9 protein-coding genes and 5 tRNA genes are annotated in these 12,790 nt (G+C 57.5%); 11 read left to right on the top strand and 3 right to left on the bottom strand.

Annotated elements, in window-relative coordinates:
• Nucleotides 1-125: 125 nt before the first annotated feature.
• Complete coding sequence (locus tag CFN46_RS05070; protein WP_217897779.1) at nucleotides 126-1,205, top strand: ABC transporter ATP-binding protein; 1,080 nt, start codon at nucleotides 126-128, stop codon at nucleotides 1,203-1,205.
• Between the two features lie 215 nt (nucleotides 1,206-1,420).
• Here the strand turns inward: CFN46_RS05070 and CFN46_RS05065 are convergent.
• Nucleotides 1,421-1,496: transfer RNA gene (locus CFN46_RS05065), tRNA-Ala, on the bottom strand.
• Between the two features lie 85 nt (nucleotides 1,497-1,581).
• Nucleotides 1,582-1,657 (bottom strand) — tRNA-Ala (locus CFN46_RS05060).
• Nucleotides 1,658-1,978: 321 nt separating this feature from the next.
• Here CFN46_RS05060 and uvrY point away from each other — a divergent pair.
• The 8 genes from uvrY (at nucleotide 1,979) to CFN46_RS05020 (ending at nucleotide 8,133) form a co-directional block, all read left to right on the top strand.
• Nucleotides 1,979-2,641: a UvrY/SirA/GacA family response regulator transcription factor gene (uvrY, locus tag CFN46_RS05055; protein WP_024951188.1), complete on the top strand. Its 663-nt coding sequence runs from the start codon at nucleotides 1,979-1,981 to the stop codon at nucleotides 2,639-2,641.
• A 206-nt stretch (nucleotides 2,642-2,847) separates the two neighbouring features.
• On the top strand, nucleotides 2,848-4,869 hold the full coding sequence (gene uvrC / locus CFN46_RS05050) for an excinuclease ABC subunit UvrC (RefSeq protein ID WP_088742869.1): 2,022 nt from the start codon (nucleotides 2,848-2,850) through the stop codon (nucleotides 4,867-4,869).
• 212 nt (nucleotides 4,870-5,081) lie between these two features.
• A complete protein-coding gene (gene pgsA, locus CFN46_RS05045; RefSeq protein ID WP_024951187.1) occupies nucleotides 5,082-5,630 on the top strand; it encodes a CDP-diacylglycerol--glycerol-3-phosphate 3-phosphatidyltransferase in 549 nt (182 codons plus the stop codon).
• Nucleotides 5,631-5,844: 214 nt separating this feature from the next.
• A tRNA-Gly gene (locus tag CFN46_RS05040) sits at nucleotides 5,845-5,919 on the top strand.
• A 143-nt stretch (nucleotides 5,920-6,062) separates the two neighbouring features.
• A tRNA-Cys gene (locus tag CFN46_RS05035) sits at nucleotides 6,063-6,136 on the top strand.
• A gap of 315 nt (nucleotides 6,137-6,451) precedes the next feature.
• Nucleotides 6,452-6,536, top strand: a tRNA-Leu gene (locus tag CFN46_RS05030).
• A 225-nt stretch (nucleotides 6,537-6,761) separates the two neighbouring features.
• Nucleotides 6,762-7,589 (top strand): formate/nitrite transporter family protein, encoded by an 828-nt coding sequence (locus CFN46_RS05025; protein WP_088742868.1) that lies wholly within the window; start codon nucleotides 6,762-6,764, stop codon nucleotides 7,587-7,589.
• Nucleotides 7,590-7,716: 127 nt separating this feature from the next.
• Complete coding sequence (locus CFN46_RS05020; protein ID WP_024951186.1) at nucleotides 7,717-8,133, top strand: STAS/SEC14 domain-containing protein; 417 nt, start codon at nucleotides 7,717-7,719, stop codon at nucleotides 8,131-8,133.
• A gap of 48 nt (nucleotides 8,134-8,181) precedes the next feature.
• Here the strand turns inward: CFN46_RS05020 and CFN46_RS05015 are convergent, their stop codons facing one another.
• Nucleotides 8,182-9,639 carry a hypothetical protein gene (locus CFN46_RS05015; protein ID WP_088742867.1) on the bottom strand — a complete coding sequence of 486 codons (1,458 nt, stop codon included), beginning with the start codon at nucleotides 9,637-9,639 and terminating at the stop codon, nucleotides 8,182-8,184.
• A gap of 282 nt (nucleotides 9,640-9,921) precedes the next feature.
• Between CFN46_RS05015 and CFN46_RS05010 the strand changes: the two genes are divergently transcribed.
• Nucleotides 9,922-11,652, top strand: coding sequence for a proline--tRNA ligase (locus CFN46_RS05010; protein ID WP_088742866.1), 1,731 nt, complete (start codon nucleotides 9,922-9,924; stop codon nucleotides 11,650-11,652).
• Nucleotides 11,653-11,884: 232 nt separating this feature from the next.
• Nucleotides 11,885-12,733 carry a lytic transglycosylase domain-containing protein gene (locus CFN46_RS17850; protein ID WP_084487971.1) on the top strand — a complete coding sequence of 283 codons (849 nt, stop codon included), beginning with the start codon at nucleotides 11,885-11,887 and terminating at the stop codon, nucleotides 12,731-12,733.
• The last annotated feature ends 57 nt before the right edge of the window (nucleotides 12,734-12,790 follow it).

Below are 12,790 nucleotides of genomic sequence, written 5' to 3'. Positions count from 1 at the left end.
GTCTGCATCCCTGCCGGCGGTTACGTCGTATTGACCATGTACATGCTGCTGGCCGAACCTTCTCGTCAGCAGCATCGCGCCAGCGGCGCCTCCCCTGTCATCAGCGTCCGGATTGATTTGCCATCATGCAACCGCTTCTTCAGATCGACTCGCTGGAATGTCGTTACGACACTACCGTGGTGACGCGCGACATCAGCTTTTCCCTCAACAAGGGGGATATCGCCTGCCTGCTGGGCCCCTCTGGCTGCGGCAAGACTACACTGCTGCGTGCCATCGCTGGCTTCGAGCCGGTCGCGATCGGAGAGATACGCCTGGAGGGAGAAGTCCTCTCCAGCGCAACGCATCTCACGGCTCCCGAACAGCGTCAGGTCGGCATGGTCTTCCAGGACTATGCGTTGTTTCCTCACCTGAGTGTCGCAGACAACGTGGCTTTCGGGGTGCGTCGCATGCCCAAGGCAGCACGTCACGAGAAGGTCGCGGAACTGCTGGCGCTGGTCGGGCTTGGCCACCTTGGTGAGCGCTTCCCGCATGAGCTGTCCGGTGGACAGCAACAGCGTGTGGCACTGGCCCGCGCCTTGGCACCGGAGCCACGCATTCTGCTGCTGGATGAACCGTTCTCGAATCTGGACGTCGAGCTACGCCGCCAGCTGAGTCAGGAGGTGCGGCGCATCCTCAAGCACCTCGGCATCAGTGCGGTGTTGGTCACGCATGATCAGAACGAAGCCTTCGCGATGGCAGACCAGATCGGCGTCATCCATGCCGGACATCTGCAGCAGTGGGATACGCCATTCAACCTTTACCATGAGCCGGCCACCCGCTTCGTCGCCAACTTCATCGGTCAGGGCTATTTCATCCCCGGCACGCTGGCGGACAACGAGAGCGTCTCCACCGAGCTCGGGGTGATCCGCGGCAACCGTGCCTATCCGTATGAAGCCGGGACACCGGTGGACGTGCTGCTGCGTCCGGATGACCTGGTGCTGGCCGAAGGAGAGGCGGAAACCAGTGATCTCAAGGCGCGCGTCATCAGCGCGACCTTTGCGGGTACCAGCACCCTGTATCGCCTGGCCTTGCCGTCAGGTCGTGAGGTCGAGGCGGCCTTCAACAGCCATCACGACTATCACCCCGGTGAACATGTCAGCCTGCGCATCCAGGCCGATCATCTGATCCTGTTCGAACGCCTCGAAGAAAACGCGACGCTGGCCTGACACTTCAAGCGCGTCAAGCCAGCGGTCTGCAGAATAAAGACTGGCAAAGCAAAGATTGATAGAGATACGCGTCCCCTCCGCTGACTGGGCGAGGGGATTTTCTATTGCCAACACGCCTTTTCATGACCAGCACGTCGCGTCGTTCTCGTCAGTAGAGAAGATGTCGTGAGCACAAAAAAACGGCCACCCCGAAGGATGACCGTTTTCTAGAATTCTGGTGGAGCCTAGCGGGATCGAACCGCTGACCTCAACACTGCCAGTGTTGCGCTCTCCCAGCTGAGCTAAGGCCCCGAATCAAACTGCCTTTTCTGATATTTTCCTCAGAATACACGACAGCATTATCATGAATCAATCACGTCACTCGTATGGGTGATCGTGGTGGAGCCTAGCGGGATCGAACCGCTGACCTCAACACTGCCAGTGTTGCGCTCTCCCAGCTGAGCTAAGGCCCCTCTTCACAATGCAGCGCATGTTACAGAGCGCAGAATACGTCGTCAACCTCTTATTTTTGCTGCGCTTTGTGCATTTTGCACATGCTGGATAGCCGATAGACAAGCAGTCTCGCGCATGACTTCTCCCGAGGGAGTTCAAGGATAGACAACACCCTGGCTATCACACTTCAATGACAGCATTTCAATCATGTATCTCTTAAGGAGTGGTTATCTTGCATGCGACGCACGGGGTAACGGTGGGCATCGACAAGCCCATTCTCAATGGGTACATTAAAAGCCGAACTCACCCACTTGCTTGTTGACATCTTTACTGGAGCCGCCTTGATCAAGGTTCTTGTCGCTGACGACCACCATCTGGTGCGTACCAGCATCGTCCGTACCATTGAGCTCGAGGAAGGGCTCAAGGTGATTGCAGAAGCCTCGGATGGCGAAACCGCGATCAAACTCTGCCGCGAACACAGCCCGGATATCGTGCTGATGGATATTCGCATGCCTGGCGTTGATGGCCTGGAAGCCACACAGAAGATTGTGCGCAGCCTGCCGGATGTCAGAGTGATTGTGCTGACCGCCTATCTTGAGGAATCCTTCGCCAAGCGTCTGTTGGAAGCGGGAGCTTTCGGCTTCATCTCCAAGGGAACGCCCTTCGACGAGATGATTCGCGCTATCCGCCAGGTCGCCCGCGGAGAGCGCTATCTGTCACCCGAGATTGCTCAACGCCTTGTGTTTTCCGGCATGGATACCAAGTGCAACAATCCCTTCGACCAGTTATCCAGCCGAGAGCTTCAGGTGGCGACAATGATCGTCAACTGTCATCGCGTCAGCGAGATATCAGACCGTCTCCATCTGAGCCCCAAGACCGTCAACACCTATCGCTATCGCATCTTTGACAAACTCGCGGTGGCCAGTGATGTGGAGATGACGCATCTGGCGATGCGCCACAAGCTGCTGGACGACTATGCACTGGATCGCCCTAGCGATTCCTGAGCACAAGGCAGCAACTGAAAGCGGTGTAGAACATCTTTTGCAAGCGTCACACAACGCCACCCTTTTCAGGGTGGCGTTGTCGTTATGGCCTGACCGTTATGGCCTGACCGTTATGAACTGGCCGTCATGGCCCAGTCATCATGACCCGCATGACGAGATGCCCATCATCTTTGATAGACTCGTGGCATTGCCAGATGAGGAGCCACATGGCCAAGCAGCCCACCGATACCCGCCCGCCCGATGTCGTCAGCGACACTTCCCCCGATGTGTCTCACGATGCACATGAGGTCTCGCCCGCCGAGGACACTCTGCGTCAGCAGCATGACCGCGAGCGCAATGATGCCGCGCGGGTTTCCAGCCGTCTGATCACCAGTGATGCTGACAGCACGCTGCTGGAAGGCAGCGCAGCGACCGGTTTCGATTCACGCCATTTTCTCAAGCATGTCAGTGATGCGCCCGGTATCTATCGCATGCTGGATACGGCCGGTGAGGTGCTGTACGTCGGCAAGGCCAAACGGCTCAAGGCGCGTCTATCAAGCTACTTCCGTAATACTGGCTTGAATACCAAGACTCAGGCGCTGGTGGGGCGTATCGCCGATGTCCAGATCACGATTACCCGCAGCGAGACAGAAGCGTTGCTGTTGGAACAGACCCTGATCAAGGAGCTGCGCCCGCCCTACAACATTCTGCTGCGGGACGATAAGTCATACCCCTATGTCTTTATCAGCCACCATCACGACTATCCAGCGCTGGAGTTCAAGCGTGTCCGTCACAAGCGTAATGATGGTCGCTATTTTGGCCCTTATCCCAGCAGTGTCGCGGTGCGTGAGTCACTGACATTGATGCAGAAGATATTCCGACTGCGTAATTGTGAGGACTCGGTGTTTGCGCATCGCGAGCGTCCTTGCCTGCAATACCAGATCAATCGTTGTACCGCGCCCTGCGTCGATTACATCAGCAAGGACGATTATCGTCGTGACATGGAACATGCCGTGATGTGCCTGAATGGGCAAAGCGACAAGGTCACCGATGCACTGAGCCAGTCGATGGAAGACGCCGCCATGCGACTTGAATTTGAAGAGGCTGCACGCCTGCGTGATCAGGTCGCGCAACTCAGGCGCATGCAGGAAAAACAGTATGTCGATACCGGCACCGGCAATGCCGACATTCTGGCCCTCGCCGAGCGACCCGGCGGGCTGTGCATCAGCGTGGTCTCGGTACGTCAGGGCCGTATGCTCGGCGCGCGCCATTTCTCGCCAGGTAATGGTCTGGATCTGACCAGTGGCGAGCTGCTGACCAGTTTCGTCAGCCAGTACTATCTGGGGCAGGACAGGGAGATGCCGGATGAAGTGCTGACGTCTCTCGCGCTCGAGGATGCCGACCTGCTGGAAGGCGCCTTGAGCGAGAAAGCCGAGCGCCGGGTGCGGGTCGCCCATCAGGTGCGCGGGCATCGTGCCCAGTGGTTGACGCTTGCACAGACCAATGCCGAGCAGCATCTTGCCACTCAGCTAGCCAGCCGCCAGCAGCTTTCCAATCGCTTCCTGTCACTACGTGATGCGCTGGGACTGACGGAGGTCCCCAAGCGTCTTGAGTGCTTTGATATCTCTCACAGTCATGGTGAAGCGACAGTCGCCAGCTGCGTGGTCTTCGATCACGAAGGGCCGATCAAGTCCGATTATCGCCGCTTCAATATTGAAGGCGTGACGGCAGGCGACGATTACGCCGCGATGCAGCAGGCATTGACACGCCGCTTCAAGCGATTGCAGGACGGTGAAGGCAAACGGCCAGATATTTTGCTGGTGGATGGCGGCAAAGGGCAGCTCAACATGGCGCGCAACGTGTTCGAAACGCTGGGCGTGACCGGCATCATTTTACTGGGGGTCGCCAAGGGCACGACACGCAAGGCGGGTCTCGAGACACTCTTCATCGAGACGGTCCACGATACTCTGGATCTCGACAGCCACTCGCCAGCACTGCACCTCATTCAGCATATTCGCGATGAATCACACCGCTTTGCCATTGCTGGCCATCGCGCCAAGCGCGACAAGGCACGGCGCACTTCAAGTCTTGAAGGCATTGCCGGGGTTGGCCCCAAGCGTCGCCGCGAGCTGCTCAAATTCTTCGGTGGACTGCAAGGCGTGAAACAGGCCTCGAAACTGGAGCTGGCACGCGTACCTGGCATCAGTGAATCGCTTGCTGAGCAGATTCATCAGGCCCTGCACGGCTAGGCATCACCGCTCTGCACTGCGGATTGAGGTCAGTAATGACAACTTCATGACCGAATATCACACGCAATGGCATGGCTGAATGTGTCACCGGCAGGCTAGAATAGGCGACTTGTGCGGCGCTATCGGAGAGGCTCTCTTGCAACTTACTGCAATTACCCGTCCTTCATTTCGCCCAGCCACCTACGCTTCATGCAAGGACTCGTGCCGTCACGATGAGCATTCCCAATATCCTGACTCTGATCCGTATCCTCTTCATTCCGCTGCTGGTGGTGTGTTTCTATTTGCCCTACGCGTGGAGCCTGCCGATCACTGCACTGCTCTTCGCGCTAGCGGCGATCACTGACTGGTTTGACGGCTATCTTGCTCGCCGCTGGAATCAGACCACCCCGTTTGGTGCCTTCCTGGACCCCGTGGCTGACAAATTGATGGTCGCCGTGGCACTTGGCCTGCTGATCGAACGCTACGATAGCCTCTGGATGACCATTCCGAGCTTGATCATCATCGGCCGTGAGATTGTCATTTCTGCACTGCGTGAGTGGATGGCTGAGCTAGGCAAGCGTGGCAGCGTCGCCGTTTCCTGGGTCGGCAAGCTCAAGACCGCCGCTCAGATGCTCGCACTGTTCATGCTGCTGTTCTTTACGCCGGGAAGCGCGGGCGGAGACGCTGGCCTGTCACTCCTCTATATCTCAGCCGCACTCACGTTGTGGTCAATGATCAGCTATCTGCGTGCTGCCTGGCCGGAGTTGGTGCGTTCGGTCTAGCCCGCTCGCACACCGGTTTTTACACGACGCCCACAGCGCTTTCTGCCTGTGGGCGTTTTGGTGACGGTCTACCAAAATACCTCGTTATCGCTGACAGACGACCTTGCGAAAGGCAGCACTCCCTCTCACACCCGCAGCGACAATCTCGAGAGATGGATTTCCATTAACTGTTTGACAGCATGGGAATTATCCGTATAATTCGACCTCGAGTTCAGCGGGAATAGCTCAGTGGTAGAGCACAACCTTGCCAAGGTTGGGGTCGCGAGTTCGAATCTCGTTTCCCGCTCCAGTGAAACAGGTAATGTAACAAGATCAGCCAGAAGCTCTAGTTGATCTCGATTCATTCACTACTTCACGACTCATGTTTCTACGCAGTATCAGTAGAAACTCCTCGGATCAGACGGCAGCACAGCCTGTCATCATGATCATTGAGGCTGGATGGCAGAGTGGTCATGCAGCGGACTGCAACTCCGTGTACGCCGGTTCGATTCCGACTCCAGCCTCCATTTCAGATAACGAAACATCCTCTGTTTCGCTCTGGAATGGCATAGACACCCTTCCTTCATGGGTCGTCAATTTCCCACTGCTCTATAGATTCATTCCATTTGTTCTTCTAAATTACTGCACTTCATCCTTTTGGATATCTTTCACTTATCCACACCACTCCATCCGCTTGATTGCTGATGTTTCGTCGTGCCCAATGTTATTCAATCGTATTCTGCCAAGCGTCAAATATATTGCAGAACAACCAGTTAGCCTGTGCTTTCTGCGCATTAAAGTTGACCTTGATCTGAAATATGATAAGTTATGCGCCAGTCTGCGCGGCCATGGTGGAATCGGTAGACACCGGAGACTTAAAATCTCCTGCCTTCGGGCGTGCCGGTTCGAGTCCGGCTGGCCGCACCAGATAGTGTCAATATCGAGAGCACCAAATCGAGCAGCACCCAGATTCAAGAGCGCCGCCTCATCTCACGATGGAGCGGCGCTTTTTTATATACAAAATTTATCAACCAACCTGCACCAACACGCTTGCCATAAACCTTTCATTTAAATTCCTTTCCTCTGCCCCAACATGTGCTCTTCTAGAAAGACCTTCCACGCACCACTCACGAGAATAGAGAGAAAAGCTACATGCCCCCTTCCTCACAACGTCCCCCCGCGCAATTCATCGCATCACACGATGTCGCCCAGGAGATATGCAAGGAAGCATGCGAGCACATTCATACTCTCTCTGCCCCTCGGATCCTGGTGCTGGCCATACTCGGCGGCGCCTTCATCACCATGGGTGCATTGTTCTCGATACTGCTCTCGACCGGCGTCGAAACTCACGGACTGCAGCTTCTCTTGCAGGGGCTCGGGTTCTCGGTTGGCTTCTTCTTGGTCATTCTGACCGGAGCGGCCCTCTTTACTGAAGCCAATGTCCTCCTACCGGTCAGTGCACTCAATTGTTCGCGGACCGACATGCTACGGCGCGGAATCAAGTTCTGGGTACTGGCATGGGTGGGCAACCTGATCGGTACCATGCTGACCGGCTGGGTCGTCTCCCTCGCGCAGGTCTATTCGCCGGAACACTATGAGCTCCTGAGCAGCGTGGTGGCCAAGAAGATGCACTATCAACAAGTAGGGGGCGCCGAAGGCTGGTTCTCGCTGGTGCTGTCAGGAATGCTCGGCAATTGGATGGTCGGCATGGCTGCCTTCCTGGCCGTGATGGGCCGCACCATCATCGACAAGTTCGTGCCTATCTTTCTGGCGGTCAGCCTGTTCGTGGCCGGTAACTTCCAACATAGCCCCGCCAATATGGCTTACTTCTCGATGATCATGCCGACAGGTGCCGGTCCGGGCTGGTGGGACGCCATGCGTTGGAGCATCATCCCCGCCGGTATCGGCAATATTCTGGGCGGTAGCCTACTGGTCGCACTACCACTGTGGTACGGGCTACGTCCTTCACGCTGCGAATAACGCGCAGTCAGCATCTTGTTATGACCGACTTGCCAGAGCCGACCAACTGTCAGCGCGACAGACGACTACACTGAAGGGGTAGCGATGCGCTATCGCTGTCCCATTTATCAGGAGTAGGAGCCCATCCATGCTGACACTGCTCAAGAGTCCCGCTGATCACGTCGTGGCACTCCGTTTGGAAGGTAATATTGATCAGGCCTCGCTGACGCCCGTGATCAAGGAATGTGATGAGCGGCTCGCGCGTCATGGTCGCATCTCGCTACTGGTGGAAATCGAACGCTTCGGGCTTATCACTCCCGCCGCTCTTCTCAACGATATCGGCTATGCACTGCGCCATCTCGGTGATTTTGAGCGAGAAGCCATCATCAGCAAAGCCGACTGGCTGCGACATGTCACCGAGTTCAGCAAGCATTTGGTCCGCTCGATGGAGGTAAAGCACTTCTCACCCGCTGAGCGAGAAGCGGCCTATGCCTGGGTAGCAGAGCTGCCACGTAAAGGCGCTCCATCGGGCAAACCTGCGGCAGCGGAAAAGTCGACTCATTAGCCACACTGCAACATCGCTCTCGATCACCTCGCCAAACTGCCCTGCCGATCAAGGCAGGGTACGTGTCAGCACCAATCCCGCCAGTAACATCGCTCCCATCGCCATCGCCCATAGCGTCATCGCTCGCTCTACTGCGGGGCGTTCTGGTACTCGCAATAGCTGAAACACGGTAATGAGCGGCAGCATGTAGCGTGTCTCGATCAATTCTCGTGAGCAGATCATCAACGCAAGCATGAGCAGCAGCAGCCCGCCGTTCCCCAACCTGAGCGGTGCGCGCAACCACCATAGCGCCACACTTGAGCACAGCAACATGGTGACCCACAGCCCCGCAGGATGATCTCTCAGCCACAATAGCCAGCGATTGCGGATGGTCCAGAGCTGGAAGTTATAGTCATGAGTCACGCCGTAGGTGGTGGCGAGTATCAGTGTCATGCCCAGCAAAGCCACGAGGCACCATGGACGCTGACATACCAGCCGCCACTGACGGGGCAGATCTGCCAGCCATAGCGGCAGGAAGACCATGCCGATCACACTCAGGTAATAGCCGACATTTCCGGTATGCCAGCCCGCCTGATGTCGTGAGGTATCGCCCATCGCGATGCCACCATTCCACTCAAGGAAGACCAGGAAGGCGAGCACGGGGATCAATGCCACCCACCACCAACGCTGAGTCAGGGACCACCAGGTCGCCAATCTCCTCAGCGGCGAGTGAAAGGCCCCACAGCCGTCATCACTCAAGGCTGCCTGCCATGCTTGCTGATGAGTTAAAAACAGCAGCAGGCCACCCCACAGCCCCAGCAGCACGATGCTGTCTTGCCTTAGCCCCAAACCAGCGAATATCAATATCAGCAGCAGCACTCTGCGCTGCAGTATCAACATCGCCAGCTGCAACGCTACCAATGCGATGATCCACGGATCGGTATAGACCAACGCCAGATACGGAAATATGATCGGAAGCCAGACCCATTGCCAGCATTGCCGACTCGCCTCGCGACGTGCCTGGGGAAGAGGTAACGCATGATCCAGCCGCTGATAAGCGCTCGGCAATAGGCGCCATACCAATGATGCCAGCAACACAAAACCTGCCAGCGATACACCACGCGCCCAGTCGACAGAGGGCATTCCTGGCCAACGCCCATCGGGCAATGCCGCCGCCAGTGGCAAGTGCAGCCACTCGCCTAGCGTCTGCAAGCCGAGCAATACAAGAGTCAGCGTGGCGTGGTAAAGCGTCAGGGTGGTCAGCTTGGGGTGCTGATTCCAGTCACCCTCCAAGAACTGACGGATCTGAGCGAAATGCACACCTTCATCCACGAAGGGAAGAATCAGGAAATGACTGACCAACGCCAGCGAAACCATCAACACCACGCCCAAGACGCCGCAGAACAGCCACGTCAACCATCGTCCAGTCCGCTTATGCCGCCTTGCACCGTCCCGCTCGTCACTGCCCTGCACGTGCTCGTCATGAGAAAGTGCCGCGCGTCCCTCGCGGTGCCCGAATGACTGCATGAGTGATTCTCCTGATCCATTGCCATCCAGCCGGTGCGCTGAATCGCGCCGTAGGTAATACGCGTAACACCCTTAGCTTTTGCGCCTTTCACCATTATTGATAGGCGACTTTTGTGGTTACCTGACACCGCACTTTGCCCCTTAAAGGCTCGCGGCAGTACAATGCGCCTCAGTCTGCTTCGCCAATACGTCTTCACAAGGCGCACCGAAGCCCTGCCTGTTCATGTTCCGCCGCGGCGGAGCGTACCGATCAAAGCGACAAGTCGAGGGATCGCTGAGCCCATGCGTGCCAGTCAACTGCTGATTTCCACTCTCAAGGAAACCCCGTCCGACGCTGAAGTCATCAGCCACCAGCTGATGCTGCGTGCCGGCTTCATTCGTCGCCTGACCTCCGGCCTCTACACCTGGATGCCGCTGGGCCTGCGCACGCTGCGCAAGGTCGAACGCATCGTCCGTGAGGAAATGGACCGCTCTGGGGCTCAAGAAGTCTTGATGCCGGCCATCCAGCCTGCCGAACTGTGGCAGGAATCCGGCCGCTGGGAACAGTATGGACCGGAATTGCTGCGTGTCGTTGATCGTCATCAACGTGATTACTGTGTCGGCCCGACTCACGAAGAAGTCGTCACTGATCTCGCGCGCCGTGAATTGAACAGCTACAAGCAGCTGCCGGCCAATTTCTATCAGATCCAGACCAAGTTCCGTGACGAGATTCGTCCGCGCTTCGGTGTGATGCGCTCACGTGAGTTCATCATGAAGGATGCCTACTCCTTCCACCTCGGCGAAGCGTCCCTGAAAGAGACCTACCAGGTGATGTACGACACCTACGTGCGTATCTTCACGCGCCTGGGCCTCGACTTCCGCCCCGTCATCGCTGACAACGGCTCCATCGGCGGCGAAGGCTCTCACGAGTTCCACGTGCTGGCCGACTCTGGCGAAGATGCCATCGCCTTCTCTACTGGCTCCGATTTCGCCGCCAACATCGAGAAGTGTGCTGCACTGCCAGCACCGCTGGATGAAACACCTGAGCGCGCGGCTGCCACACAAGAGATGACGCTGGTCGATACTCCCAACGCCAAGACTATCGCTGCACTGGTCGAGCAACATGGCCTGGATATCGTGAAGACCGTCAAGACGTTGATCGTCAAGGCTGCCGAAGGCGTCGAAGGTGGGTTGATCGCGCTGATGGTGCGTGGCGATCACGAGCTGAACGAGATCAAGGCCGAGCACCTGCCGCAGGTGGCCGCACCACTGACCATGGCCAGTGATGAAGAAGTGCGCGCCGCCGTTGGCGCAGGCTTCGGCTCTCTCGGCCCGGTTGGCCTCAAGATGCCGATCATCATCGATCGCAGTGTCGCACTGATGAGCGACTTCGGTGCCGGCGCCAATATCGAAGGCAAGCACCACTTCGGCCTGAACTGGGAGCGTGATCTACCGCTACCGGAAATCGCCGACATCCGTAATGTCGTGGCTGGCGATCCGTCGCCGGATGGCCAGGGTGTCATCGACATCGCACGCGGTATCGAGGTGGGTCATATCTTCCAGCTTGGCACCAAGTACTCCGAAGCCATGAATGCCACCGTGCTCGACGAGAATGGCAAGGCACAGCCGCTCTCCATGGGTTGCTATGGTATCGGCGTGACACGTGTGGTGGCGGCCGCCATCGAACAAGGTAATGACAAGGGCGGCATCGTACTGCCGGAAGCCATCGCACCGTTCCAGGTCGCTATCGTGCCGATGAACGCTCACAAGTCCGTGCGCGTCAGTGAGACTGCCGAGCGTGTCTACCAGGAGCTGACCGCTGCGGGTTACGACGTGTTGCTGGATGACCGTGATCTGCGCCCGGGCAACAAGTTCGCCGATGGCGAGCTGCTGGGCATTCCGCATCGTCTAGTGATCGGCGACCGTGGCCTCGATAACGGCGAGTACGAGTACAAGGGCCGTCGTGATGCTGAAGCGACCATGATCCCCGTCGATACATTGATGGAATTCCTGGTCGAGCGCAGCACCCTCTAACGTCTCTGTTCGGATTTCTGCTCGCAAGAAGACGAATGGCTGTCAGCAGGTTCATGACGGTCGTAAAGACAGCCCGCCTCCTTCGTCGGAGGCGGGCTGTCGTCGTTGAGGGCTCACATGTCATTCATTTGAAGCACACTATTCAAAACCCTCAATAGTGCACGCCGAGTCATTAACGTCAACGCCACGGAAGCGGCATAATATGGCACTGACATACACGCAGGGACTGCGCATGACCTCATCAACGACTGCGGCGGACACTTTACCTCGTTCGCCTCACTCCACACTTCAGCAGCGTCGTGCTGACACTCCCTCAGCGCAGGGTACTGACGGAGGCCACCATGCTGCGCCCAGGGTCGCATGGCAACGCAGGCTGCGCACTGCACTGGGGGCTCTCTTGCTGCTAGTGGCTTGCCTGGCGGGCACGCTGCTCAGTGGGCCGGCACGCGCGGCGGCCGCGATTCCCGAAGAGGGGCTTTCACCCGCACTGCGTGACAGTCTGCGTGAGGCGCTGGAGGAGCCAGAAGGCTACGAAGATCCCATCGATACCCTGCACTGGGTGCTCAGCATGCAACAGCGTCTTGAGCGCTACATGCCAGACCGCGCAGCGCGTATCGACCTGCTACGTAAGGTACGCCGCGAAGCGACACGTACTGGACTTGCACCTGAGCTGATTCTGGCCGTCATCCAGGTGGAGAGCGCCTTTCGACCTGTCGCAGTGTCTCACGCTGGTGCACGCGGCCTGATGCAGGTAATGCCGTTCTGGAAGCGTGAGATTGGCGAGCCGAGCGACAACCTACTCGATCAGGACACCAGCCTGCGCTACGGAGCGACGATACTCGCCCACTACCTAAAGCGTGAGAAAGGCGATATTACCGACGCGCTCGCGCGCTATAACGGCAGCTTAGGCAAGACTTGGTATCCAGAGCGCGTCATGCGTGCCTGGACCACTCGCTGGTGGTATCAAGCGCCTGCCCCCTTTGTTGTTGAAGACGCTCACACCACTGAAAAACAGCGCTCAGCGGATGATGCACTCGATTCACCGGCTAGCCGCTCACTAGCCGTCGGGGGTAGTCCTTGAGAGCATCAGCGGTAAATATCTGCGCCATGCACACTAAAACGCCCCGTCCGGGTTTCC

Source organism: Cobetia sp. QF-1, assembly GCF_002213105.1.
GTDB classification, from domain to species: domain Bacteria; phylum Pseudomonadota; class Gammaproteobacteria; order Pseudomonadales; family Halomonadaceae; genus Cobetia; species Cobetia crustatorum.
Note: the sequence above shows the minus strand (reverse complement) of the source record. Positions and strands in the feature narration are given on the sequence as shown.

What these genes read in the sequence shown, in the direction of transcription:
- CFN46_RS17850 (WP_084487971.1), top strand. Translation starts at nt 11,885, where the DNA reads ATGACCTCATCAACGACTGCGGCGGACACTTTACCTCGTTCGCCTCAC.
- uvrC (WP_088742869.1), top strand. Translation starts at nt 2,848, where the DNA reads ATGGCCAAGCAGCCCACCGATACCCGCCCGCCCGATGTCGTCAGCGAC.
- pgsA (WP_024951187.1), top strand. Translation starts at nt 5,082, where the DNA reads ATGAGCATTCCCAATATCCTGACTCTGATCCGTATCCTCTTCATTCCG.
- CFN46_RS05025 (WP_088742868.1), top strand. Translation starts at nt 6,762, where the DNA reads ATGCCCCCTTCCTCACAACGTCCCCCCGCGCAATTCATCGCATCACAC.
- CFN46_RS05020 (WP_024951186.1), top strand. Translation starts at nt 7,717, where the DNA reads ATGCTGACACTGCTCAAGAGTCCCGCTGATCACGTCGTGGCACTCCGT.
- CFN46_RS05010 (WP_088742866.1), top strand. Translation starts at nt 9,922, where the DNA reads ATGCGTGCCAGTCAACTGCTGATTTCCACTCTCAAGGAAACCCCGTCC.
- CFN46_RS05015 (WP_088742867.1), bottom strand. Translation starts at nt 9,639, where the DNA reads ATGCAGTCATTCGGGCACCGCGAGGGACGCGCGGCACTTTCTCATGAC.
- CFN46_RS05070 (WP_217897779.1), top strand. Translation starts at nt 126, where the DNA reads ATGCAACCGCTTCTTCAGATCGACTCGCTGGAATGTCGTTACGACACT.